Origin of the sequence: Agathobaculum sp. NTUH-O15-33 (genome assembly GCF_033193315.1) — a bacterium.
Taxonomy (GTDB): domain Bacteria; phylum Bacillota; class Clostridia; order Oscillospirales; family Butyricicoccaceae; genus Agathobaculum; species Agathobaculum faecihominis_A.
The window spans coordinates 2,046,023-2,072,052 of the sequence record NZ_CP136187.1 but is presented as its reverse complement, the minus strand read 5'-3'; the positions used below and the strand labels follow the sequence as shown (position 1 = coordinate 2,072,052).

General features: G+C 53.3%; 21 protein-coding genes. 13 read left to right on the top strand and 8 right to left on the bottom strand.

Translation table 11 applies throughout. The annotated features are described in order from the left end of the window. Positions 1–346: 346 nt before the first annotated feature. A complete protein-coding gene (locus RWV98_RS10405; RefSeq protein ID WP_317860590.1) occupies positions 347–1,618 on the bottom strand; it encodes an aminotransferase class III-fold pyridoxal phosphate-dependent enzyme in 1,272 nt (423 codons plus the stop codon). 343 nt (positions 1,619–1,961) lie between these two features. On the opposite strand from RWV98_RS10405, the gene RWV98_RS10400 reads away from it, so the two are divergent. The 7 genes from RWV98_RS10400 (at position 1,962) to RWV98_RS10370 (ending at position 10,956) form a co-directional block, all read left to right on the top strand. Beyond that, entirely contained in the window at positions 1,962–3,905 is a 1,944-nt protein-coding gene (locus RWV98_RS10400; protein WP_317860588.1) for an NAD(P)/FAD-dependent oxidoreductase, read from the top strand. A gap of 56 nt (positions 3,906–3,961) precedes the next feature. Next, positions 3,962–5,461, top strand: a complete 1,500-nt coding sequence (locus tag RWV98_RS10395) for an MFS transporter (RefSeq protein ID WP_317860586.1) — start codon at positions 3,962–3,964, stop codon at positions 5,459–5,461. Positions 5,462–5,527: 66 nt separating this feature from the next. Further along, on the top strand, positions 5,528–6,640 hold the full coding sequence (gene ald, locus RWV98_RS10390) for an alanine dehydrogenase (RefSeq protein ID WP_317860584.1): 1,113 nt from the start codon (positions 5,528–5,530) through the stop codon (positions 6,638–6,640). A 27-nt stretch (positions 6,641–6,667) separates the two neighbouring features. Continuing rightward, positions 6,668–7,528, top strand: a complete 861-nt coding sequence (locus tag RWV98_RS10385; protein ID WP_317860582.1) for a transketolase — start codon at positions 6,668–6,670, stop codon at positions 7,526–7,528. Between the two features lie 6 nt (positions 7,529–7,534). Further along, the gene (locus RWV98_RS10380; RefSeq protein ID WP_317860580.1) at positions 7,535–8,500 is read left to right on the top strand and encodes a transketolase family protein; all 966 of its coding nucleotides are present in this window, start codon (positions 7,535–7,537) and stop codon (positions 8,498–8,500) included. A gap of 212 nt (positions 8,501–8,712) precedes the next feature. Further along, positions 8,713–10,017 (top strand): GntT/GntP/DsdX family permease, encoded by a 1,305-nt coding sequence (locus RWV98_RS10375; RefSeq protein ID WP_317860578.1) that lies wholly within the window; start codon positions 8,713–8,715, stop codon positions 10,015–10,017. A gap of 24 nt (positions 10,018–10,041) precedes the next feature. Next, positions 10,042–10,956 carry an acetamidase/formamidase family protein gene (locus RWV98_RS10370; protein WP_317860576.1) on the top strand — a complete coding sequence of 305 codons (915 nt, stop codon included), beginning with the start codon at positions 10,042–10,044 and terminating at the stop codon, positions 10,954–10,956. Between the two features lie 106 nt (positions 10,957–11,062). On the opposite strand, the gene RWV98_RS10365 is transcribed toward RWV98_RS10370, so the two are convergent. Next, complete coding sequence (locus RWV98_RS10365) at positions 11,063–11,875, bottom strand: MerR family DNA-binding transcriptional regulator (protein WP_280962169.1); 813 nt, start codon at positions 11,873–11,875, stop codon at positions 11,063–11,065. Between the two features lie 112 nt (positions 11,876–11,987). Here RWV98_RS10365 and RWV98_RS10360 point away from each other — a divergent pair, with 112 nt between their 5' ends. Both RWV98_RS10360 and RWV98_RS10355 read left to right on the top strand, forming a co-directional pair. Next, complete coding sequence (locus RWV98_RS10360; protein WP_317860573.1) at positions 11,988–13,148, top strand: iron-containing alcohol dehydrogenase; 1,161 nt, start codon at positions 11,988–11,990, stop codon at positions 13,146–13,148. A 339-nt stretch (positions 13,149–13,487) separates the two neighbouring features. Beyond that, positions 13,488–13,940 (top strand): Lrp/AsnC family transcriptional regulator, encoded by a 453-nt coding sequence (locus tag RWV98_RS10355; RefSeq protein WP_280962167.1) that lies wholly within the window; start codon positions 13,488–13,490, stop codon positions 13,938–13,940. 53 nt (positions 13,941–13,993) lie between these two features. Here the strand turns inward: RWV98_RS10355 and RWV98_RS10350 are convergent, their stop codons facing one another. From RWV98_RS10350 to RWV98_RS10325, 6 genes are all read right to left on the bottom strand, one after another. Then, a complete protein-coding gene (locus RWV98_RS10350) occupies positions 13,994–14,986 on the bottom strand; it encodes a lipoate--protein ligase (protein WP_317860571.1) in 993 nt (330 codons plus the stop codon). A 99-nt stretch (positions 14,987–15,085) separates the two neighbouring features. Beyond that, positions 15,086–16,276 carry an SDR family NAD(P)-dependent oxidoreductase gene (locus tag RWV98_RS10345; protein ID WP_317860569.1) on the bottom strand — a complete coding sequence of 397 codons (1,191 nt, stop codon included), beginning with the start codon at positions 16,274–16,276 and terminating at the stop codon, positions 15,086–15,088. A 33-nt stretch (positions 16,277–16,309) separates the two neighbouring features. Further along, positions 16,310–17,695, bottom strand: coding sequence for a dihydrolipoyl dehydrogenase (gene lpdA, locus RWV98_RS10340; RefSeq protein WP_317860567.1), 1,386 nt, complete (start codon positions 17,693–17,695; stop codon positions 16,310–16,312). Between the two features lie 11 nt (positions 17,696–17,706). Then, positions 17,707–19,038, bottom strand: a complete 1,332-nt coding sequence (locus RWV98_RS10335) for a dihydrolipoamide acetyltransferase family protein (protein WP_317860565.1) — start codon at positions 19,036–19,038, stop codon at positions 17,707–17,709. A 2-nt stretch (positions 19,039–19,040) separates the two neighbouring features. Beyond that, the gene (locus tag RWV98_RS10330; protein ID WP_317860563.1) at positions 19,041–20,030 is read right to left on the bottom strand and encodes an alpha-ketoacid dehydrogenase subunit beta; all 990 of its coding nucleotides are present in this window, start codon (positions 20,028–20,030) and stop codon (positions 19,041–19,043) included. A 13-nt stretch (positions 20,031–20,043) separates the two neighbouring features. Further along, the gene (locus RWV98_RS10325; RefSeq protein WP_317860561.1) at positions 20,044–21,000 is read right to left on the bottom strand and encodes a thiamine pyrophosphate-dependent dehydrogenase E1 component subunit alpha; all 957 of its coding nucleotides are present in this window, start codon (positions 20,998–21,000) and stop codon (positions 20,044–20,046) included. A 322-nt stretch (positions 21,001–21,322) separates the two neighbouring features. Between RWV98_RS10325 and RWV98_RS10320 the strand changes: the two genes are divergently transcribed. The 4 genes from RWV98_RS10320 to RWV98_RS10305 all read left to right on the top strand — a co-directional run bounded on the left by RWV98_RS10320 (position 21,323) and on the right by RWV98_RS10305 (position 26,014). After that, positions 21,323–22,039 (top strand): GntR family transcriptional regulator, encoded by a 717-nt coding sequence (locus RWV98_RS10320; RefSeq protein WP_317860559.1) that lies wholly within the window; start codon positions 21,323–21,325, stop codon positions 22,037–22,039. 288 nt (positions 22,040–22,327) lie between these two features. Beyond that, positions 22,328–23,623 carry a helix-turn-helix transcriptional regulator gene (locus tag RWV98_RS10315; RefSeq protein WP_317860557.1) on the top strand — a complete coding sequence of 432 codons (1,296 nt, stop codon included), beginning with the start codon at positions 22,328–22,330 and terminating at the stop codon, positions 23,621–23,623. Between the two features lie 142 nt (positions 23,624–23,765). After that, on the top strand, positions 23,766–25,067 hold the full coding sequence (locus RWV98_RS10310; RefSeq protein ID WP_317860555.1) for an ABC transporter substrate-binding protein: 1,302 nt from the start codon (positions 23,766–23,768) through the stop codon (positions 25,065–25,067). Between the two features lie 71 nt (positions 25,068–25,138). After that, on the top strand, positions 25,139–26,014 hold the full coding sequence (locus RWV98_RS10305; protein WP_280962157.1) for a branched-chain amino acid ABC transporter permease: 876 nt from the start codon (positions 25,139–25,141) through the stop codon (positions 26,012–26,014). Positions 26,015–26,030: the final 16 nt, after the last annotated feature.

Sequence of the window (26,030 nt, the reverse complement as noted above, 5' to 3'; positions counted from 1 at the left end):
TGTCGATCGAAACAAAGCCCCATTTCGATCGAGCATTCCGGCTTCTGCGCGCGCCTTACAGGCACACTTGAAGTCGGTTTGTATAGCCCGTAGGCCTCTATCCACTGACCGCCGCCGTGCGGCGATTAAATGAGAGCAAACCGAGATACGTGCTCCCGGTTTTTATGAATTTTGCCACTTGCGGCAAAATTCGATTTTATGCGCGCTGCGGCGCGAGGGGTTCTTTGACACGCTGTAATGGCAGCAACCAGAATAAAAACTGGTTGCTGCCATCTTTAATTGGCGCCGCTCTTACAAACAGGGAAAGCCGGACGGTTAATCAATACCGTCCGGCTTTTAGAAAAAATTAAAACCTATCCTTTACCGCATGGAACGCTTCGTCGGCCACTTCCAAGGCAAACTTGATGTCGTCCTCGGTCATTGCACAGTTGATGAACTGATTGTGATAATTGGTAAGGAATACGCCGCGGCGCACATTCTCACCGATCCACGCTCTGTGCAGCTCGCCATCGGGCCCGAATAAATCCCAGCTTTGGGCGGCTGGATCCTGCAGCAAAAAGAGGTAGAACAGGGACGGTTCGGCGCTGACCTCCATGCGGTAGCCATATCTTACTGCCAGCTTTTCAAGGCCATCGGTGTACATTTTACCCAGCTTCAGCAGGCGCTCGGGAGCGTTCATGGCCTTCAGCTTATTGATACAGGCGATGGAAGCGGCCATGGGAACGGCGCTCAGCCAATAGCTGCCGGTGAAATAAACCTTTTCGCAGGCTTCCTTCAGGCTTTCGATGCCCATGAGCGTAGAGATGTTGTAGCCGTTCGCCAGAGATTTGCACATGCAGACAAGGTCGGCGTTGAAACCATAGTACCGGTCGGAACCGGCCATGTCGAGACGGAAACCGCAGCGCACGTCGTCCAGAATAAGGACGATGCCATTCTTCGTGCAAATATCGCGCACGCGGCTCCAATAATCGGCAGCCGGCAGTTCATTTCGCATCAGGGCGGGCTGATAGTACGGGGTGGAGATAAAGCCGGCGATCTGTCCGGGGTTTTCGGCGATGGCCTGCTCCAACTGCTCGACGCTGTTCCAGTCGATATAGATCAGGTCCTCCTGCTCCTTGTTGAACATACCGTCCGCTGCGCCGGGGCTTTGCGCCCAGGGCGCGACACCGTGGTAGCTGTGGTTGATCAGCACGATCTTTTGGCGTCCGGTGGCGGCCTTGGCCACGAGCAGAGCTAGGCTGGTCACGTCGCCGCCGTTTTTTGCGAAAAACGCCCAGTCGGCCGTGTCGATCGTGTTTACCAAAAGCTCCGCCAGCTCGATCATCTTGGTAGAGGGCTGGGATACACAGTCCTCCTTCTTCATCTGCTCCATGGCGGCCTTATTGACATCGGGGTCGTTATAGCCAAGGATATTGGGGCCGTACCCACACATAAAATCAAGGAATTTGTTACCGTCCACATCCCAGAAATAGGTTCCCTCGGCATGGTCGGAAAAAATCGGATAATGCTCCAGCGGCATAAAGGAGGCGACGCCCTGATGTCCGGGGATGCCGCTGGGAATAAACTGCTTTGCCTTCTCCATCATTTTGCTGCTATTGGGATATTGATAGGTCTTCATAATATTTTCCTCCATTTCAGTGTTAAAAGCGTACTGGATGGAGAATGCGGTGCGTGCTTGCCTGCAACAGAAGCTGCTATCATAGTACACAGAAAGGGCGGCGGTGTAAAGCGCATGCGGCAAATGGCGAAAAATTTTTGGTTTTGCCCGGTCCAAACAAAAAGCTTTTCGGACTTGGGGCAAACCTCTTGCGTTTAAAAAGGACAGACTTTATGATGGGCACAGTATCTCCGATGGAATGCTGAATGAGAGATGGAATGCAGTGCTTCCTAATTGATCCTGACAGGCAGAAGCGAAAAAAAACGGGCGGAACGCAACGCCGCCCGTGTAAGGAGGACATTTTATGTCATTCAAGCATTTGTTTTCTCCCGGCAAGATTGGCACGATCACGCTGCGCAACCGTGTGATTATGCCCGCGATGGCCACCTGTATGGCGGAAAAGGATTATACCGTGGGACCGCGCCTGTGCGCATACCATGCGGCCAGAGCCCGGGGCGGCTGCGCCATGAACATTACGGAGTATGTGGCCGTACATGAAACCACCCATATCCCTTGCTCGCCCGCCCTGTATGACGACAGCTTTATCTCCGGCTTCCGCAAGCTGGCGGAGGCGATCCATCAGGAGGGCGGCAGGCTGTGCGTGCAGCTTTGGCACGCCGGCCGCCAGACGATGCCCGGCGAAACAGGCTTTGAAGCCATTGCTCCCAGCGCTATTCCAGTGCCTATTCCGGGGATGGAGGGCATGCCGGTGCCGCGTGAAATGACGGCGGCGGATATTGCCGAAATCGTGAAGAGCTTTGGCGACGCGGCCCGCCGCGCCAAGGAGGCCGGAGCCGACGCAGTGGAGGTGCACGGAGCGCACGGCTACCTGATCGGCCAGTTCACGAGCGCGTGGAGCAACAGGCGGCAGGACGAATACGGCGGCTCCATGGAAAACCGTATGCGTTTCGCCTGCGAGGTCATTCGTGAGGTGCGCCGTCAGGTGGGGGACGATTACCCGGTTCTGTTCCGTATGAGCGCCGAGGAGCGCGTGCCGTCGCCCGACGCGATGACCACCCCGCAGGCGGTGCAGGCGGCCAAGCTGGCCGAGGCGGCGGGCGCGGACGCCATCCATGTCTCGATCGGCAGCTACGGCGACCTGTGGGATATGATTCCGCCCATTCAGCACAAGCCCGGCTTTAACGTGTCCAACGCCGCCGCGGTAAAGGCCGCGGTGTCGGTGCCGGTCATCGCGGTGGGCCGCATCAACGACCCCGCTCTGGCGGAGCACGTGCTGGCGGAGGGGCTGGCGGATTTCGTATCCATGGGCAGAGCCCAGCTGGCCGACCACGATTTTGTGCGCAAGGCGCAGGAGGGGCGCGCGGAGGATATCGTCAAGTGTATCGGCTGCAATCAGGGTTGTATCAGCCGCTACGGCACCTCGCCGAACGGACCCCACCTTACCTGTATGCAAAACCCGCTGTGCGGGCACGAGTTTATGATGCAGCAAACCCCGGCGAAAAAAAGCCTGCGCGTGCTGGTGGCCGGCGGCGGCGTAGCGGGCCTTACGGCGGCCACGATACTGCAAAACCGCGGCCATGCCGTGACGCTATGCGAAGCCCAGCCGGAATGCGGCGGCGAATTCATGCTGGCAAGCGTACCGCCCGGCAAGCAGGAGATCGCTGACGCGGTGCTCAGGCGAGTCCGTCAGGCAAAGGAAGCGGGGGTTGAAATCCGCTGCAACTGCAAGGTGGATGACCAGCTTTTGCGCGAGGAGCGGCCGGACTATGTCGTGATCGCCATAGGCGCAAGCCCGGCGGTGCCGCCGATTCCCGGCGTGGAGCGCGCCGTACTCGCGCGGGACGTGCTCGCGGGCAACGCCAAGACAGGGCGGCGCGTGGTCATTCTGGGCGGCGGTTTGGTCGGCGCAGAGACGGGCGAGTTCCTGACCGCGCTCGGCAAGGACGTCACCATCGTGGAGATGATGGCTCAGATGGTTCCCAAGGCGGATATGTACAAGCAGCATTATGTGGCGGAATATGTGGAAAAGAATCAGATTCCCGTTTGGCTGAACACCGCCTGCCTGTCCATCGCCGAGGGGGCGATCCAAATCCGCGACGGCGAAGGGAATGAGCATACTCTGGAAGCCGACAGTGTGGTGCTCGCGACCGGTTATCGTCCCCAGCATACACTGGCCGCTATTGCGGCCGCGGCGAATATTCCCTATGCTTTGATCGGTGACGCCAAGGAAGCGCGGCTTGCCATTGATGCGATCCACGAAGCGTTCTATCTGGCCAATGAACTGTAATAGCCGGAACAAGCTTCACGGACGTATATGCGGGATGAATAGGAGAGGTGTTCTTATTGAGTACGCTAAGCAAAGCGAAAACCTATGAGAAAGTTAGCTTTTCCCCGACGGCTAAGCTCCCCCTGATCGATAAAATTCTCTATGCGGCAGGGTCCGGTTTGGGAACCAATATCGCTTGGGTGGCCTTTGGCTATTACCTAATGTATTTTTATACCGATGTGCTGGGCATCAGCGCCGTGCTTGCGGGTACCATCATACTCGGCGCGCGATTTTTCGACGCCTTCACCGATGTGCTGATGGGCTGGGCGGTGGACCGCTTCAATTTGCCCTGGGGCAAATACCGCTCTTGGATTATTCTTTCCATCGCGCCGATCACGCTGCTGTTCATTGGTGTTTTCACCGCGATACCCGGCTTCAGTATGACCGCCAAGGTGATATGGTCAGTGGTCACCTATGGCGCGTACGGCTCGATCGGCGCCACCCTGTGCTTGATCCCAATGACGTCCCAGATCACAAACATGACCAAGAACGTGGAGGAACGGGCCACGGTAGCCGGCATCACAACGATCTTTTTAAATGGGGGACAGGTCATCGTATCTTCCATGATGATGCCCATGGTGAACCTGTTTGGCGGCAGCAGCGGCAACATGAAACAGGGCTTCTTCTGGACGTCGGTGGTCATCGCTCTGTTCAGCATGCTGACGCTGCTCGGTGTGGTCGGCGTGACCAAAAAGTATGAGCTCAACGCCGACGGAACGCCCCGCCCGCATCTGGTGAGTACGGAACACGAGCCGGTGGTGCGTCAGGTAAAGAATATTGTCCAAAACAGGCCGGCTGTGGTGCTGGTAATCGGCGTCGCTTTCCAATATATCCTGCAGGCAATCCGCAACGGTTCGCTGATCTATGTCTTTAATTATTACCTGAATCTGCCAGATTTCCAACCCATGGCCATGTTTGTGACCACCGTGGCCATGGTGGTGGGCGCCATGCTGCTCAAGCCTGTTATCCACTTCGTGAAAGACGCCAACCGCGCTTTTCTCATCACCATGGCACTCAGCGTCGTGTTTACCATGCTGTTCTGGTTTATGTGTAAGGGCATGGGACCAAGCGCGGCGGCGGCGTCCATGAAATACGGCGCTCTGTTTTTCGTATTTACAGTCAACGGCTTGCTCACAGGTCTGCACTACTCCTTTGTACTCGTGCTGCTACCCAACGTGGTGGAGTACGGCGCGTGGAAAACGGGGCAGTACCAACCCGGTATGATCTATGCGCTTCATGCCATCTGCCTTACCGTGGGCGGCGCCATTGGCGCGCAGCTTATGGGCGGCCTGCTCGATATGGTGGGCTATGTCCCGAATCAGGCCCAAACGGCTACCGCGTTGTCCGGCCTGCTCATTGTGGCGTTTGTCATACCGGCGGTGTTTACTCTGGCACAGCTGATCGTGCAACTGTTCTTCGGGCTGAGCGACAAACAGGTTAGCAGGTACGCTGAGGAAAATCAAGCCCGCTCATCGGCACGTCAAACGGTAGAGCATGAGTTGAGTCAGGCGGATTAGCGCGTCAACCCCTTGTGTAAAAACCCAAACCCTCATTTTAAATTGATAGAAGGAGCGAATGCAATTATGAAAGTTGGTTGCGTAAAGGAAATTAAGAAGTTGGAGTTCCGCGTTGGGCTGACGCCCGACAACGCCCGGGAATATATTTCCCAAGGCAACGAAGTATACATGCAGGCCGGGGCGGGGGAAGGTAGCGGCTTTACCGATGCGGAGTACAAGGCGGCCGGCGCGCAAATTTTACCGGATGCCAAGGCCGTGTGGGATACCTGCGACATGGTGGTAAAAGTAAAGGAACCGCTGGCCGAGGAGTATCCGATGATGCGTCAGGACCAGATCCTGTATACCTACCTGCATCTGGCCGCGGATAGGCCGCAGACCGATGCGCTGCTGCAGAACGGCGTGAAGTCCATCGCCTATGAGACGATCCGCGACAAGACCGGCGGACTGCCGCTCCTGAAGCCCATGAGCGAAGTGGCCGGGCGGCTTTCAGCGCTGGAAGGCGCCAAGACCCTTGAAAAACCCATGGGCGGCATGGGCCTGCTGCTGTGCGGCGTGCCCGGTGTGGAGCGGGCGAAGGTCGTCATTCTGGGCGGCGGCGTAGTGGGCACCAACGCTGCAAAAATGGCCTTGGGATTGGGCGCTCAGGTGACCATTCTGGACAAAAACTTGAACCGGCTGACCTATCTCGACGATATCTTTGGCGCGCGTTTGCAAACGCTGTACAGCACGGAAGCCGCTATCGAGCGCGAGGTGGCTTCGGCGGATCTTGTGATCGGCGCGGTGCTCATTCCCGGCGCGACCGCGCCCAAGCTCATCAAAAAAGAATACCTGAAAAAGATGAAGCCCGGCAGCGTAATCGTCGACGTGGCGGTGGATCAGGGCGGCTGCGCCGAGACCACCAAGGCGACCTACCATGACGCGCCCACCTTCGTGGTGGACGGCGTGGTGCACTACTGCGTAGCCAACATGCCCGGCGCCGTGGCGCGCACCAGTACGCTGGCGCTGACGAACGCCACGCTGCCCTATGGCCTAATGCTTGCCCGCATGGGCGCGGAGGCGGCGCTCAAGACAGACCCCGGATTTATGCTGGGCCTTAACACCTACAACGGTAAGCTCACCTGTAAAGAAGTGGCCGCAAGCCTCGGCCTTGCTTATACAGACCCCGCCACCCTGTTTTGAAATGCCGTTAGGAAAGGATGATTCGTAATGAGAGAAAAATTACAAACCGTCGCCGAATTAGAAAACAAATGTATCGATATCCGGCGCAATCTGCTGACCTTTATCCACCGTATCGGAATGGGACACCTTGGCGGTGAACTGTCCCTTGTGGAAGTGGCGGTCGCAATGTATTACAAGTACTTAAACTATGATGTGATGGATCCGCACATGGAGGGGCGCGACCGCTTCATCCTGTCCAAGGGCCATTGCTCGGAAACCCTGTTCACGATTTTCTCCGATCTCGGCGCGTATACGCAGGACTACATGGTTAAGCACTTTGAAAGTCTGGACACTTATGAGTTCGGCATGCACTCCAACCGCAAAAAGTGCCCGCAGATCGAGGTCTCGGCGGGTTCTCTTGGTCATGGCCTGCCGATCGCGGTCGGCTATGCACTCGGCGCGCGCTACCGAAAAGAAAACTACCGTGTCATCGTAACGATCGGCGACGGCGAATTCGATGAAGGCACAAACTGGGAAGCCTTGATGGCCGGCGGCCATTACAAGCTGAACAATCTGGTTTGCATTCTTGACAAAAACCAACTTCAGATGACCGGCAATACCCGCGATGTCATGAACATTGACCCGGTCGATGAAAAGGTACGCGCGTTCGGCTGGAATGTCATTGAGATCGAGGACGGTAATGATATCGCGCAGGTTTGCGCGGCATTCGATAAACTGCCGCCGCTCGACTGTTCCAAGGAGGCCAAGCCGACGTTTATCATCTCGAATACGGTCAAGGGTAAGGGCGTTAGCTTTATGGAGGGCAACTATAAGTGGCATGGCGGCGGCATTGGCGACGATGACCTGAAGACTGCCCTTGCAGAGCTCGAAAAGATGAGAAAGGCGTGATGATTTATGGCAATGACGTTTGATTTTGATGCAATGGTCTCGAACGCTCGTGAAGCTTATGGCGAAGAGCTTTACAAGATGGCCAAGGAAGGCAAGGATTTTGTATTTACGTATTCGGATAATATTGCGCCGTCCAGCTCCGCGGGCAAGCTGCTCAAGGAGTTTCCGGAGCGCTGCTTCAACATGGGCATTGCCGAAGCCGATCAGGTGGGCGCGTCCGCCGGACTCGCGCTCGCCGGCTGCACGGTATTTTCCCAAGTGTTCGGTCCATTCCTGCCGCTGCGCGCGACCGATCAGATCCACACGGATATCGCCTACAACGACGTGAATGTCCGTCTGATCGGCACGCACTCGGGCGTGACCGCCGGCGGCGGCCCGACCCATAACGATATCGCGGACCTCGCGCTCTACCGCGCGATCCCGAACCTGACCGTGGTCGTCCCCGCGGACGCCGGCCAGTGCTGCAAGTTTATTCGCGCCTCGATGGATTTTGTAGGCCCGATGATCATTCGCATCGACCGCGCGGGCTCCCCGAATGTCTATGCCGAGGATTACGAGCTGGAGATCGGCAAGGCGATCGAAACCATAACGGGCACGGACGCCTATATCATCTCCTGCGGCTCCAATTTGCATCAGTGCCTGCTGGCCGCCAAGACCATGCAGGAAAAGCACGGCGTAAGCGTTGGCGTGCTGGATATGCACACCATCAAGCCGCTTGATACGGACGCGATCCTGCGCGTGGCGAGCAAGACGGGCAATATCGTCACCGTAGAGGATCACTCGATCAATGGCGGTTTGGGCGGCGCGGTAGCGGAAGTGCTTTGCGAGAATGGCTATCAGGGTAATTTCCGCCGCGTCGGCATGCCGGACGAATTTGCGATCCTCGGCCCTGTGGATGCGATCTATCATTATTATGGAATGGATTGTGACGGTATCGTTGCGACACTGGAGAAAATGCTGAAGCGTCAGTAATGGCTGCAACAATATCTGGTTCGTGATTTTAGCGCCTTATGGCGGTAAAATCTATCGTGTAGGGCTTGAGGAGCATATCGGACAAAAGCATCGTTGCATTGCCGATTTCCTCAGGCCCTACTCTTATTGTACCGACAAGGGACTGCGGCTGAAACCGGTTGCGATCATGAAGTCGCAATTTAAAATAGAGAATATGGAAAGGGGCTATCCTCATGATTTTTAATCTACCGCCTATCCTCGGTCTAGTGCCATTGGCTTTCGTAATTGTCTTGGCCTTCCATAAAAAAGTGCATCCTGTGATGAATATGATCATTGGTTCGCTCATAGGCGCTATTTTAATGCAGGAGAATCTGCTCAAATTCGGCAACGTCGTGGGAGAAGCCATGGGCTCTACAATGGGCTTAATCGGGCTTACCGTCATGTTCGGCGCCGGCCTCGCAGAAGTGCTGCGGGTTACGGGCGTCGCGGAGGTCATCGTCCGCTTTATCGTCAACCGCATCGGCATCAACACGCAGCGTCGCGCGATTCTCACCTCAATGGTTTCCGGCATCTTGCTGGTCTCCATGCTGGGCACCATGGCCGGCGCGAACGCGGTAATTGCTCCGGTCTTAATCCCGCTTGTAGCCGCAGTGGGCATTACGCCGGCAACGCTGGGGCTGATTTTTCTGGGCGCGAGCCAAACCGGCCTGTTCGTGGGGCCATTCAGTCCTCCCGCGGTAACGGTTATGTCTCTTACGGGGCAATCCTATCCGTCGTATCTTCTTTCGGTGCTCCCGCTTGCCATTGTAATGTGGGTTTGCACATACTTTATGGCCGGGCGCGTGCAGAAGATCACAGCGGATAAGGAGTGCTATGGCCCTGAGGATCTTGTGGATCAGGACAAGGAATTCGTTGCAAGTCCGAAATCAAAGCGCGCCACCATCGTCTTTTTGGTTACGCTCTTCATCATGGTCGGCGTCGGTATCGCGACTCAGGGCGGCGCGCAGTTTGCGTTGATCATCGTGTTCGTTTCCGCCATGGTTACGGGTATTTCTTATCGGATGCCTGTCACTGAAATTTTTGTCAACATCCTGAAAGGCGCCGGCCGGGTACTCTGGATCTTCCTGCTTCTCGTCATGTCCGCTGTTCTTATAAAGTATGTCAGCGCATCTGGCGCATTCGACGTGCTGGGCAGTATGCTTACCCCGGTTCTGAGCGGCGCCGGCAAGCCCTTCTTTTCCTTTATGGCCAGCTTTATCGGTGTTTTCGGAATTTCCGGCGCGCACGTCGCACAGTCCGTCATCATCGACAATCTGTTTGGTACTCTTGCGCACGGCTTGCATCTTTCGATTCCGCTTTGGACACTGATCATGACCATCGGCACACAGATTACCACCCTTGCCTACCCCAATGGCGACATGTTTGCCGCGATGGGCATGGCCAAGGCCAAGGAAATCAAATACATGATGATGCTTTCCTATTGCGCTGTTATACCCGCGTCTCTCATTCTTGCAGCCGTGGCCGGCTTCATACTATAAACCCAAATAAACGGAGGTATTGACATGCAACTGCTTTCCAGAGATAACACACAATATACTTTTGATCCTGCTCATCAGCCTTGCATGAAAGTGGAACTGGGAGAGCGGTTTCGGGTAGAAACGCACGACTCCCGCGGCGGCCGTATGAAGACCCTTGCGGACTATCGCTCGACAGCGCCCGATCTCTCCCAGCCCATCCCGAAAATGAACCCAAGCACGGGCCCCATCGCCATCAAGGACGTCCATGCGGGCGACACCATAAAAATCACGATTCATTCGATCACCATTGAGCAGGGCGCGCGTGGATACGTGGTATTCATACCCGGCTTTGGTGTCATTAAAGACGTTTCCAGTGAGCCCACGGCCATTTTCGGGGAGCTAAAGGGCGAACGGATTGAAATGGAGACCGGCCTTTCCATCCCGCTCCGCCCACATATCGGCACGATCGGCGTGACCCCCACAAACATAACGCCCACCTCTTTGTCGGGCACATATGGCGGGAACATGGATTGCCGTTTTGTGGAAGCGGGGACGGAGCTCTATCTGCCGGTTTATATGGAGCAGGCATTGCTGCTGGTCGGCGATGTTCATGGCTCCATGGGCGCCGGGGAACTGATGACCTCCGGCATTGAAATGCCTGCGACCGTAGAGCTTTCCGTGGAGAAGGTGAAGGGCGTGAAGATTAACGGTCCGTTGCTGCGCAAGGGTGATGAGCTTTGGACCATTGCAACGGCTCCCGAGTTTCAAGACGCCCTCAATTTGGCATCCGCTGACATGCTGCAGTTTCTGCAAGACTACGCGGGGGTGTCCCGGACTAACGCCGCCGCCATGATCACCAGCGTCTGCGACGCGCAAATTTGCCAGGGCAACGACCGCCTCTTTCCCTCCATCATTGCCTTGTCCGTTCATAAAGACTTTGTGCCTCTTTTTAAAGGCTGACAAGCTGTAGTTCTTTTTATATCAAACAGGCTTAGTAATACAATCCCCGCAAAAAGAGCGGCGTATCCGCCCCAAATGGGGTGGGAAACGTCGCACTTTTTGCGCGCTAATTGTCCGCCGGCAGCAGGCAACGCAATTCGTACATAGGCGCTTGAAAATTATAGTTTCCGGTAAATAATTCGGTGTCAAAAATGATTTTTTTATAGTGCAAACAAAATAGTTCAGGAAAAAACTTTGGAGCATTGTCAATGTTGCTTTCGTTTTGGACCAGACACCGGTATCTGGCGGCTGGAAGCGTCAATACATTGGCCGCTTTGGGAGGGGCGTTATAGGATGTATCCAGCTGTATATAAAGATATTTTTGTAATATATTATTCTCCTCAAGCGCCAATATGCCAAAATCATCCCCACGTTTCTGATTGCGTCTGATAAGTCCACAATAGGTATTGATAAATTTTTTGCTGAACTCAGGGTTGCCCATAGTGCCTTCGTATTTTGTGATCCAATACGTTTTCTCTGGTATGATACAGTCATACACCCCTTGGCTGTTTATGCATTTCTCAGCATGATCGATCAGGGCTTTCACGTCCTCCAACCGTTTTAAATTACTTTTGATTTCTTCTATTTTCTGTTCGGCAACCGAACGGCCCGTCTCTATGACCTTTGAGAAAAGGATTTGCTGGTCGTTTTGAGTAAACGAATCAAAGCTGCTGAGCGGTATGCCGAGCGCAACACATTGCTGGATCGCAAATACCATATAACCCTGCGAAAAGCTGTAATAGCGGTATCCGCTTTGCGGGTCGATGTAAGCGGGGCGAAGAATCCCAAGTTTGTCATAATAGCGCAACGAGGTCATAGAAACATCGGTAAGTTTGGATAGCTGTCCGATCGATAAAAGTGAATTTTTATCTCTTTCCATGCAAATTCCCCCTTGACTCTCATATTATATTAGACTTTATAATGAGTATAAAGCAAGGGAAATAGCTTGTCAATCTTATTACAGGGGTGAAAAGGAAAGGAGAAAAAAGCATATGCAATACATGTTTCATGCGCAGCCGATGATCACCTACGGAGAAGGGTGCTCCGCTTTGATCGGGCAGATGGTGCAAAAGGCCGGCGTGCCCGCAAACGCTACCGTTATGTTGGTACATGGAAAAAACGTCAAGGCATCCGGCCTTGTAGACAACATAGAGCATTCGTTGCGCGCGGCCGGTTACATCCTCGCGAATTTTGATAAAGTTGCCTCCGACGCGCCGGTCGAAATTATTAGGGAGGGCGCCGCATTCGCCCAAACGCATAAGATCTCCGCGATCGTGGCGCTGGGCGGCGGCAGTTGTCTGGATATCGCCAAGGCGATCGCCGTCATGCTAAGCAACGAGGGGGATATCTTAAACTTTGTTGGTATGGACGCAGTACCCAATCGCCGCAATGTCGTGCTCGCTACGATTCCGACCACCTGCGGCACGGGCAGCGAAGTTACGGACGGCGGCGTTGTCTACGATACCGAAACGAACCGCAAGCTTCCCTTCTGGGATGGTTATGCCGCGCCGGATATCGCGCTGCTCGATCCGGCCCTGCTCACCAAGCTGCCCTTACAGTTGGTTGCGCAGACCGCGCTTGACGCGCTGGCGCACAGTCTGGAAGCGTACACCAGCGTTGCCGCCAGCCCGATTTCGGACGCTCTGGCGCTCGGTGCGATCCAAATGATCGCTGCGTATCTGCCCAAGGCATATACCGAAGAGCCGCGGGTAGACGATCTCGGTATGCTGCTGACGGCCTCGACCATGGCAGGCATGGCCTTTAACCGCAGCAGCGTGCATTTTGGCCATTCCATCGCCCATGCGGTCGGCGCGTTGGCGCACATCCATCACGGGGCCGCATGCGCGTTGGCAATGCCGCTGATCGTGCGCGAAGAAAGCCGTGCGCTGCCTGAAAAGATGGCAACCGTCGCAAAAATATTCGGTGCGGCCGATGTGGACGGTCTGACTCCTGAGCAGATCGGCGACTGCGTCTCGGAGCGCATACGCTCGTTTAACGAAAGCTTTGGAATAAAGCGCTGGGGACAGTATGGCGTCACCGAGGATCAGATCATTACAGTCTTGCAATATATCGCGCAGGATCCGATCACGCAAATGTCCGCGCAGCAGATCGCGCCGGAGGCCATCGCCGCTTTCTTGAAGGAAGGCCTCTAAACACGCCGCGCATGTAGAACCGTGGCACGATCAGGAACTGTCTGCGGTTACGCCTTATAGCAATAAGAATGGATCTTTCGCTATTGTATTCCTCCAACACCTTAGCTTTTGATCTCATCTCTCACCGATTACTACCACGATCTGCTTTTAAGCCTTAATTTTTAATACTCCCATTCTTACGGTAAGCAATAGCGTATTCCATTCTTTATGCGAACCCGCCGCCTGTTACTTCGGCAACGGGCGGCGGCTTTATTTTAGTGATCTTGTTGGTATGATGTTTACTGGACTGATTAATGAAGCACTTTGAAAACCAGTGCGGAATGGAAAGGGAGGAGCCTTATGGATTCGACAGATCTGAAAATATTACAGCGCCTGCAAAAGAACGCCCGCGTCAAGGCGTCAACGATCGGGCAGGAAGTGAACATGTCTGTGTCGGCCGTCATAGAGCGCATTCATAGAATGGAGCAAAGCGGGATCATCAGCCGCTACACGGTGGTGCTCAATCAGAAAAAGCTGGGACAGCAAGTGACCGCCTTTGTGATGGTAAAGACCCAGCTGCCGGGCGCTTATCCGTTGCTGGTAAAGGATCTGATGACATTGCCCTATGTCATGGAGTGTAATAACATCACCGGCGAGTTCGATTTCTTGATCAAGGTGGTGGCCTATGATCTTGACGACGTCAACGCCTTTGTCAGTCAGCTGTCGGAACTGAACTATGTGACCGGTGTAAAAACCAACATTGTCCTTTCCGGCATAATCGTCAAGGATACGCCCCTCCCGATGCGGGTCTAAATGACGATGGGGATGCGGCGAACAACGGCCGCGGTTGCGAAACGATACGGCTTCTATGAAGTGATAAGCGCCGCAAGCCGCTCGGCGGAAAGGGAAAGAAAATAGGAGCCGACATCAAACATGGACAAGCGCGCCAATACCGCTTCAAAGCGGCAGGGGATGCCAACGAGGGCGCGCGCCAGCACAGTTGGATCGGAAACGCTGAAATAATCGCCAAAAAACGATAATCCGGTGATCGCGCCGCCCTGCGCCACGGACATGGAGAGCTCCACTGTGCCGCACCCTTCAAAATAACGCTGTTTTTGAATCTGATATTGTGGGGAACGGCCGTAATTCCATTCCCATGTGCGGTATTTTTCATCGCGCAAAGCGCAGATCGACTGCACATCATCGGGCGTAAAGGAATAAGGCGTGAGATGCTCGCCGCATGGGATATGACGGAGAAAAATTTCCTTAAACTCGTACAGCGTAAGCTTGGTAGGCAAATGCGGATAGATATTCGTTACACGGCTCGAAACCGAGGCGACTCCTTTTGAGCGGATTTTGTCAGCGTTAACACGCAAGGATTGAGAAACGATGTTAAGATCGGCGTGGAAAAGAAGCGTCCCGTGGCTCAAACGGCGGCCGTTTTTGATATACTGCGCGTTGCCGGAAATTTTCTGACCATTGATGGCAATGTCGTTGCGTCCATTCAGCTCGGCTGTAATCCCAAGCGAGTGCAGAGTCTGAATAACAGGCATGCAAAATGCCTTGAAATTTATTTCATCCGCGGATTGCGCATCCGTGATAAATGAAAAATTCAGATTGCCCAAATCGTGATAGACAGCGCCGCCGCCGGACAAACGGCGTACAACACGGATGCCATGATCACGGACAAACGAAAAATTAATCTCTTGTATGGTGTTTTGATACTTGCCTACGACAATAGCGTTATCGTTTTGCCAAAGAAGCAGGTATGCATGCGAACGATCCATACGCTCGAAAATATATTCTTCCGCGGCAAGGTTGAAATAGGGATCGGTGGAATAGGTTTCAATATAACGCATTGGTATGGGCACCTCCTTGGTGAAAACAGCGGTATAGATAGTCGAATGACCAACCGGCAGGAGTGCTCCTTGTGGTTGGTCATCCGAAGAGAGAAACAGTCAGACGAAACCCATTGCAAGGCCGCCGGTCACCGGGATATAGACGCCGGTTTCAAACTGCTGAACAAGGCAGTAAAGGACCGCTTGCGCAATGTCTTCAGCGGTGCAGCCTCGGTGAAGCGGTTCCTTTTGCATATAATAGTCGATGGAATCCTGAACGGTTTTGCCACCCGGGATCTTGCCGGCCTTTAGGTACTGGATAAAAAGGCCTTTTTCCGGATCGCTCCATAGGGGACCGTCATAATAATTGCCCGGACATATGGCGTTGACCTTGATGCGATAGGGAAGCAGTTCTTTCGCAAAGCACTCGGTAAGGCCAAGCGCGCCGAATTTGCTGCCGCAGTAGGCGAAATTTTTTTGATATCCAATAAGGCCGGCAACCGAATTGATTTGTATAATGTCAGCTGTGTAATCCGCATCAAAAGCCGACTGAATTTTCATAAAGCGGGATGCGTACTTGACACACCGGAAATAACCGACATAATTGATATCTGATATCTTTTTCATGACCTCGGAAGTCATGTTTTCCAGATCGCCTGCTATGACGATGCCCGCGTTGCTGAGCATGACGTCGATACCGCCGTAATGCAAAACCGCCTGTTCACAGAGCCGGCTGATGCCGTCGTCGCTGGAGACGTCTCCGATGACGGTATAAACCCGGTCCGGCCCATACCGCTCCGAAAACGCATGTGCAGTGGCGGCAAGCGTTGTCTGGTTGATATCGGACAGGACAACATAAGCGCCCGCATCGAGAAGCACTTGCGCAATGCCCTTGCCGAAGCCCTGCGCTGCGCCGGTGATTACGGCAATGCGTCCGTGCAGGACTCCGTACGGCAGCGCGGGTTCCGCAGACGCGACCGTATCGCAGCCGGTGAATTGCTCCAGAAGCGCATCCGCACGCGCGGGAGTTTCGGCGCACGAGAAAACGCCGATATTTTCAATGCCCAGAACCGAGGTGTTTTTCGGCAGTGCACGAAGCTGGTCGTATAATGCGCCCATGCTCTCACAACAACCGATCCAAACGGCGGGCAGGTCGGAATATGCGGATACAAATGCGTTTCGCGTGATGGAGGGAGCGGGCAAATGCCGCGCGATCGGGAAGCCAATGGGCTTGCTTTTTCCGCGAAAAGCTGGGAGAATATAAGCCGCGGTCAACGGAAGCGTTTGATATTCCATAGGCAATGCACGCAAAGTGATCATCCTTCCTCAAGTCATATGGGCATGTTAGAGGTTGTGAATTGCTTTGCCCGTCCATGCGGCAAGCACGGTTTCCCGGATCATTTCGCTGACCGTCGGATGCGGATGGATGGTGTCGATGATTTCGTCGGCAGTGGCTTCGGTCTGCATCGCCAGCGCGATTTCAGCGATCATCTCGGTTGCATGCGGGCCATAGAAATGCGCGCCCAAAATCTCGCCGTATTCGCCGTGCAGAATCATCTTGTACATACCGTCGGTATCGCCCTCAACCAGAGCTTTGCCGCTTGCAATGGCGGGAAACTTACCTACCTGAATCCGGTCGCCATACTGTTCGCGCGCCTGTGCTTCTGTCAGGCCGATGCAGGCAATCTCGGGCTCTAAGTAGATGCAGGATGGGATACGGTCATAGCGCATGGACTTTTCATTCCCACAAACGCAGTCCACCACCGTTTCCGCTTCGGCCGAAGCGGTGTGCGCGAGCATCACTTTGCCATTGACGTCGCCGATCGCGAAGATATGCGGGATATTGGTGCGGAGCTGCGCATCGACCTTGATCGCGTTCCGTTCAAACGCAATACCGATTTTTCCAGCGTCCAGCCCTTCCGTATAGGGCGCGCGGCCAACCGCCATGAACACCATGTCGGCTTTCACGGATTTACTTTCGGCGCCCACGGTAAAATGGACCGCGTCGTCGCATATTTTTTCCACGCGCGCGCCCAGATGAAAGACGACGCCGTCTTTTGACAGGCGTTTTTTTGCACGGTCGGAGATCTCATGGTCAACCATGGGCAGAATGTGCTCCATTAGCTCGATCACGGTGACTTTAACGCCCATGTTATGGAGCAAATATGCAAACTCCACACCGATCACGCCGCCGCCGATAATAGCGATTGTCTGGGGCAGGGCGTTGAGCGAAAGCATTTCCGTGCTGGTAAGAATATGATTGGCCCCTTCCAGCGTGATAAAGCTTGGCATGACGCTTGCGGAGCCGGTCGCAATAATGAAATACTGGGCGGTGATCTGATTGCCTCCGATGGAGATGGTGTGCTCGTCTATAAAGCGGGCGGAGCCGGTTATGATTTTTGCGCCGTTTGCAGTCAACAGGCTTTTGACGCCCTGCGTAAGCTGCTTGACCACGCCTTCTTTGCGCGTCTGTACCGCTTTCATATCAACCCCGATTTGATTCGCCGCAACGCCGGTTATGCCGAATTTTGCAGATTCCTTGACCTCGTGGAGGAGATTGGCGTTCCTAATCAGCGTCTTTGTTGGGATGCACCCCACGTTCAGGCAGGTGCCGCCAATGTAAGTGGATTCTATGATACAGGTTTTTTTGCCGCGCTGCGCCGCTTTGATGGCGGCGACGTACCCACCGGGACCGCCGCCGATGACTGCAATATCATAATCGTAAATCATACCTGCTCACCTCACAGTAAAATGGCGACTGGGTTTTCCAGCAGCTGCTTCATATATTCGACAAACTGAGAAGCGAGAAGCCCGTCGATGATGCGATGATCGACCGAAAGCTGAATGTTCATGATGGGGCGGATGGCGATAGCGTCCTCGCCGTTTTCGTCCGTGATAACAACCGGCGTTTTTCTGACCGAACTGACCGACAGGATCGCCGCCTCGGGCGGGTTGATAATCGCGGTAAAGTTGCCGATGCCGAACATGCCTAAATTGGAGATGGAGAAGGTGCCGCCGCTGTACTCGTCAGGCGAGAGGCGGCCTTGCTTGGCGCGGGCGATCAAATCGCGGGTCTCGGTCGCGATATCGGATAGGGTTTTAAACTGTACGTTTTTGACGACCGGCACGATCAGACCGTTGTCGCCCGCGACAGCGATGCCAATATTGGTGCTTTTGTAAGTGATGATCTGATCCTTGACCAGTGCGGAGTTGATACCCGGGAATTTGCGCAGCGCCTTGCTCGCCGCCATGACCAACAGGTCGGAAACCGCGTACTTGACGGTTCCTTGTTCGTTGAGCTGTTTGCGGAAGGCTGTTAGGTTGGTTGTATCCACGCCATCTGTGAAGTATAGGTGCGGCGCGGTAAATTTGCTTTGGGACAGGCGGTCGCCAATGATCTTGCGCACACCCTTGTAGGGCGTTTCGCTTTCTACCAGCAGGTCGGGCGTTGCGGTCGATTGCACGGCCCGCGCAGCGGCGGCGTGCTCGACGTCGGCCTTCATCACCTTGCCGTTTGCGCCCGTTCCCGTCAGGCTGTCCAGCGCAACGCCCTGCGCGGCCGCGAGCTTGCGGGCAAGCGGCGATGCCTTGATGTCTCGCTCCGTAATGCCGCCGTCGAAACCGGTGCCTTTGATCCCGGCGATAGAAGCGGAGTCAAGGTTATTTTCCTGTATGTACTTCTGCGCGCGCGGCGTCAGTTTCAAGCTTTCCGCGGGAGCGGCCGCCGCTTCTGCCGTGGGTTGTTCCTCCGGTAGGTCGTCGAGATCCGCGTCGTCCTGCGCGTCCGCCGCGGTTTTGGTCACATAATTCGCTAAAATTGCATCCGCGTCCTCGTCCGCGTTGCCAACAACGGCGATCGGCGTAAGAACCGGAACGGTCTCTCCGGGCTCAAGGGCAATTTTCAACAGGGTGCCGGAGCAGCTGGCCTCAACCGTGACGACCGACTTGTCCGTATGAACGTCAAAGAACGCTTCTCCCGCTTCAACCTTATCGCCAACCTGCTTGTGCCACTGCGCGATTTGTCCTTCGTCCTGTGTATAGCCCAATTTAGGCATTACGATTACCTTTGCCATTTTTATACCCCCTGTACCAGCTTCTGAATGGCTGCAAGAATGGTCTTTTCGTTTGGAACAACCAGCTTTTCAAGCGCAGGGCTGAATGGTATGGAAACATCCGGCTCGCTCAGACGCATAATCGGCGCGTCAAGATCATAAAAAACATTTTCTTGGACGGCTGCGCAAATCTCCGCGCCGATGCCAAAGCTGGTATAGCCTTCGTCCACGATCAGCAGCCTGCCGGTCTTTTTGACCGATTGGATGATGGTTTCCTTATCCATCGGCACCAGCGTACGCAGGTCGATCACCTCGACGCTGACCCCCTTTGCGGATAAACGCTTGGCGATCTTCACACACTGGCCGACCTGAAAAGAGTTCGCCACAACAGTAATATCATTGCCTTCATGGACAATCGCGGCTTTGCCAATGGGCAGAAGCAGGTTTTCGTCCCCATCATCCGGCATATCGAATTCCATGCTGTAATGCTTGCGGTGTTCCACCACAATAACGGGGTTGTTGTCGCGAATCGCGGTTTTGAGCAGCCCCTTCGCGGTATATGCATCGGAGGGGATGACAATTTTACTGCCCGGGAAATGCGCGATCACCGCGTTTAAGTTTTGCGAATGCTGGGCGGCGGCGGCGCGGCCCGCGCCGATCGTCGTGCGGATTACCATCGGGGCGCCCTTCTGTCCGCCGGACATATAGCATACCTTAGCCATCTGGTTTACGATTTGATCCATTGCCACCAGCATGAAGTCAGAAAACATGATTTCAACAATGGGGCGCATACCGGTCAAAGCCATGCCGATGCCCATACCAACGAAACCGGCTTCGCTGATGGGAGAATCCTTCATGCGCAGATCACCGTATTTTTCGTATAGCCCTTTGGAGCACCGCCATGTGCCGTCGCCAACACCGATATCTTCGCCAATCATCATGACCATCGGGTCGCGGGCCATTTCTTCATCAATCGCTTCCAAAACAGCGTCGCGATAATAGATTTTTCTCATTGTATTCCCCTCCTTAATCGCAGAAAATATCGTCCATTAGTTCCGAGGCGTCGGGATACGGGCTTTCGTCGGCAAACTTGCAGGCGACCTGAATTTCTTGGTCCACCTCTGTCTGAATCGCCTGCATTTCCGCTTCGTCCAGATAGCCTTTCTGCTTGAAAAGATCCAGCGGATCCCGTGCTTTCCATGCAGCCAGTTCCTCCGGCGGACGATAGGTGCCCGGATCGCTGCCGTTGTGACCGTGGTGGCGGTAAGTTTTACATTCCACAATAGACGGACCCTTGCCGCCGCGCGCATCCTGCACCGCTTTCCGAACGGTTTCATATACGGCTGCCACGTCGTTGCCGTCGATGGTATAGCCCGGAATGTCATACCCAATGGCACGCTTGGCCAAATCATGCTCTTTGGTCACTCGGCGGCTGTCCACCGTGATGCCGTAAAGATTGTTCTCAATAATATATATAACCGGCAGGTCCCATGCCGCCGCCATGTTGACGCTCTCATGGAATGTGCCCTCGTTGGACGCGCCGTCGCCGAAGAAGCAGAGTACGACCTGATCCGTGCCGCGGTATTTGCAGCTATAACCGGCGCCGGTGGCAATCGGTATGCCGCCGCCGACAATGCCGTTGGCGCCGAGAATGCCGAGATCCATTGCCATAATGTGCATTGATCCGCCTTTGCCTTTGCAGTAACCGGTTTTTTTGCCCAAAATTTCTGCCATCATACGGCTCATATCTGCGCCGCGCGCAATTAAATGGCCGTGTCCGCGGTGGGTGGAGCCAATGAAGTCGCGGGAGTCGATGGCCGCGCAGGCGCCGGCGGCAACTGCCTCTTCGCCGATATAAAGATGCGCCAGACCGGCCATGCGGCCGGTTTTGTAAAACTCAAATACTTCCTGCTCAAACCGGCGGATCTTGTACATGTCTCTATACATGGTTTGTGCAAGCTGTTTGCTCAATTGATTCCCCATCCTAAATAGCATCTCCTTTGTTGAATTTATTATTATAAAATAGAAATATAAATATATTTCGAGATATACAATACATAGAAAAAATAAAATTGTATATAGCTTTTGTTTAGACAAATTAGAAAAATTCCCTCGCGGCGGCGAAGCGCTGTCCGTTCGCATAAATAGTCTTCATACCCTTCCATGGCGGATTGTTGGACAAAAATACTAGATTGAAAAGAAAAAATTATACATATTCTATTAAATTCACTTGAAAATCCTTCTTGTTACGGGAGATTACGTGTGGTATGATATTTATAATAATAAATGTACAAGGGGTGACTATATGGCCAAGATAGAAGATATCAGCATCAAAAAGCAAGTATATGAATATATCCGCGATATGATTTTAACCTTGCAGATCAAGCCGGGCGAGAAGATTCCGGAAAGCTCGATCGCAGCAACGCTTGGCATTAGTAAAGGCCCGGTGCGAGAAGCCATTCGATTACTGTCATGGGAAGGGTTGATTGAAATCACCCCCAACCGCTCCGCCACGGTGACGGTCATTGATGAAAATGCGGTTCAAGAGCTTGCGCTGGTGCGGTGGCAGCATGATGAACTTGCCATTCCGCTGGCCATATATAATGGCAGCATCCGCGAATTTGCCGAGCTGCGCGAGCTGGCAGAGGCCTGTATCGCCGCCAATGAAGCGGGGGATATACTGCGCCGTCATGCGCTTGATGCACAGTTTCATTTAAAAATTATTGAAATTGGGAAGAATAAGCTTTTATATTCCCTCTATAACCGTATCATTTTGATGATACAGCTATGGCAAACCTTACACGTCACCTCGCCGGATAACTTGAAAGAAGGGCTGGAACAGCATCTGCGTATTGTGGACTGTTTGGAAAACCATCAAACGGAAGAAGCGCTCCATATGGTTCACAACCATACGAAAATTTCATATAACGTACATTTTGATGAGGAACTGCAAAAGCAGCTGAACATTGTTTGGCAGACCAAGGAAGCTTATGATGACAGGGTCTCAGAGAAATTTATTTGATTAGCGATCGATCAACGCCCGCAGGAGAATGGGTCCTGTGGGCGTTGATCTTTTTTGTATGCACTTAAAAAGGCGGAAGCTTTTAGGGAAAAGCTGTTAGTGCATCCTAAAATAGTTGGGCTGCTATATGAAAAATGGTGAAATTATATAAACTTTAGCTGCAAAATCAGTATAATTCGGCAATGGGATAAGCATTGACATTTTGTAAATAAAAACTTAATATATATTTATAAATTAAAAAGTAAAAAATAAAACGCATGAAGACGACAAAATAGGGAGGTGTAGCTTTTGGAAAACATACGGCTCGCAAGCAAAGGGAAACAGGCTTCTTTTCAGATCTATCCGTTTAGTGTCATGCCTGAAACGGATCGGATGCGAAGCAGTCAGGGGGAGTGGAGAGCCGGCATACCGCAGATACGTACAGCCGAACATTCCGCAGTCCCTCGGATTAACGCGGTATATGAGATCAAGGCGGAAAGACTGAAAAGAAATAACGCATTTTTAGAGCGCCTTTTGTGTGGGGATCTGGATAGAAAGTATTTTCAGGAGCTGTTTCCCAAGCGGACAACAGGGGTGGGGATGATCCTGTTCAGTATGGATGTATCCAAATTGCTCAACATGTCTCTGCTGGATCAGCATGATGCCATTCTAAGCTGCATGAAGCAATGCGGCTGGGAGGGACACGTTTTTTCCGTACCACAGAGCATTTTTACGCTTTTACTGGAGGAAAAACAAACGCAAGCGCTGGAACAACGGTTTACACAATTTGCGCAGCAGCTACACGCGAAATTTGGATTTGCTATTTTGACACATATCAGCGCAGCCTGCGAAAATACGGTGCAGCTCGGCGCCGAGCTGCAAAATAACATGACAAGGATGCGTGCGTGCCAATATTATCATCAGTCCTTGCCCGGTATCAGCAGAAGCGTACCCTTAAACGAACTGAAAGCCTGCCGGAGGGAAATAGAAAAGCTGTGTTGCGTCTGTTGTTTTGATCAAGCCGTGCTGCGCTTGAAAGAATTTGTCCAGAAGGCGCATGCGGAATTCTGTCGCCCATCCAGCATCAAAAATGCGGTGATGCGGTTGCTGTACGCTTTCGAGCCGGGGCTGGAAGAAAACGGCGGCGATCGGATTTACGACAGCGGCCAAAGTACGGTAGTGGAGCAGATCATGGAAGCGGATTCCCCGTCTGCAATGGAAGGGGCGCTTGAAAACTTCGGCATCTGTATGCTGAAGATCAAACTGAAGGGCAATCATGACGAATCGGAACCGATCGTGCAGGTTTTGGATTATATCCGACATAACTACTGGAGGCCGCTGCGGCAGGATGAAGTAGCCGTGGCAGCACATTTAAATAAATCTTACCTAAGTCAACTGTTTCAAAAGAAGCTGGGGATGACCTACAGCCGTTATTTGGAATATGTACGCATTCAGGAGGCGAAGCGTTTGCTGCGCACGACAAACAAAACCGCAGCAGAGATCGCAGAGGCGGTTGGATTTTCCGGGCAGAACTATTTTGCAAAGATATTTAAAAGCGAAGTCGGGGTCAGTCCGATCAAGTTTAGGAATGGAGGATGTGCATGAGTTTGTAACGTCAAACGGCTGATAGAAATTTGTAAGAAGTGTTTGCGTAGAAAATGATTATTGAATAAAAAGCCCTACAGAGTCAATATCAACGGCGGAAACCATTTGCTATGATAAACGGGAACTGGTATAGGAGGAAAAAATGAAAAGAAAGCTCGCTTTATTATTGATGACGGCTATGATGACATCGGCAATAGCAGGCTGCTCCGGCGGCTCGCCTTCTTCCGGCGAAGCAGGCGGCAACACGGAACAAGGCGGCGCCAAAACGGTGAATATCGGCGTGCTGCTGCCGCTTTCTGGAGAATCCGCGGTTATGGGCAGCAAGCAGAAGGACGCGATCGAATTATTCTTTGAAGACTACAACGCGGCCGGCGGGATTCAGTCGATGGATGGCGCGCAGGTGAATCTGGTTTTTGCAGACACTTTGGGTAAACCGGAGACCGGTGTTACCGAGATAGAGCGCCTGATCAATCAAGAGGGCGTGGACGCCCTGATCGGACCCTATAACAGTTCCGTCGGCGCGGCAACGGCGCCGATCGCAGAGCGGTACCAGAAACCGTATTTAATTTTAAGCAGTGTGGCAGACGAAATCATGAAGAACGATTATCAATACGTATTCCGCGCCAACTCCTGCACCTCGGATATTCTGGCTACCATCAGCACATTCCTGCAGGATTACAGCGGCCAAAACGGATTTGAACCCAAGACCTACGGCATCGTATATGAGAATACTGACTACGGTATGGAGAATTACATCCAGCTGAAGGATATGGTGGAGAACACCTTGGGCGGCACGTTGGTCCTCGACGAACCCTATCAGGCCAATACCTCCGACATGAGTTCAATCATCAACAAAATTAAAAGCGAACAACCAGACGTCGTGTTTCCGGTATGCTATCTGAACGACGCGATCCTGTTCGCGCAGCAGCTTTCCGAGTATCAGGCGAACACCACCCTGATTGCCACCGGCGGCGGCTTTGCCGTATCTGACTTCTGCACCAATGCGGGCGCGGCGGCTGAGTATGCGATCACCAATGCGGGGTGGAGCACCGGTATCCTTGACTACAAGCCTGAAGAAGCCAAGAAAATCAATGAGAAGTACACGGAAAAGACCGGCATGGAACTTGATGAGTACGGTGCGTTCGGCTACTTCAACGCTTCTGTTATGGCGAATGTTCTGGAGCGCGCGGCAAGCACCGACGCGGATGCAATCAGAGAGGCTTTCCTTGCCACGGATATTACTGCGGATGATCCGGAACTGCTGCTGATGCCTTATGAAGGCGTGAAGTTCGGTGAACGGGACGGCATGACGAACCAAAATATCTATAGTTGCAATATAGCTGTACAGATTCTGGATGGACGTTTCCAACTGGTAGCGCCGTACAGTCTTGTTGGAGATGAATCTCCGTTGGTGCTGCCTGTACCGGCCTGGGCGGAACGCTGATCGCTAATGCTTTTTGGCCTCATCTGCTCTGGTAGATGAGGCTAAATTAATAAAAACAGGGAGGGAAAGTGATGCAACTTCTCCAGTCATTGATCGACGGATTGCTCCTTGGCGGTGTTTACGCCACGATCGCCGCGGGACTGAGTCTGGCATTCGGGGTAATGCGTATTGTTAACTGGGCACATGGCGAATTCCTGATGGTTGCCATGTATGTAGCCAATGTTTTGGTGACGAGCACGGGAGTGGATCCATATCTGTCTATCCTCATTACAGGACCCGTCTTTTTTATCGTCGGTTATGTGCTGCAAAAAGGGCTGTTTAACCGTTTACTCCAGCGCGAAAAGGCCAGAGAGCCCATGAGCGTTATGATGTTTACGATCGGTCTGGCAATGGTGCTCACAAACGGCGCGCTGTTGCTCTTTAGCGCAAACACAAGAATCACGCCTACAATCTATCAGGGCAAATCCATCGTTCTTGGAGAAATGATGATTTCGATTCCGCGTTTCATTTCTTTCATGATCGCGCTGGTCATCACGACGGGCCTTTATTTCTTCCTCATGAAAACAGAAACCGGGCGCGCGCTCCGCGCATCGTCGCAGGATAGATCGTCGGCCACGCTGATGGGCATCAATGAGAAGAAGATATATTCGATTGCTTTCGGCATTTCGTTAGGGCTGGTCGGCGTCAGCGCGTCTCTGCTGATTCCCTTTTTCTCCGTCTATCCGACGGTTTCGCTCGTTTTCGGCTTTAAGGCCTTTGTCATTGTCGTTATGGGCGGTAAAGGCAGTATCCCCGGGGCGCTGCTGGGCGGCCTGATCGTCGGCTTGACAGAGAAGGTGGGCGGCCTGTTTTTCAGCGACGCCTATGCGCAGATTATCCTGTTCCTGCTGTTTGTAGTGATCTTGCTTTGCAAGCCCTCCGGGCTGCTGGGCAAAGAAAAAAGCTGATGACGGAGGCGATAAT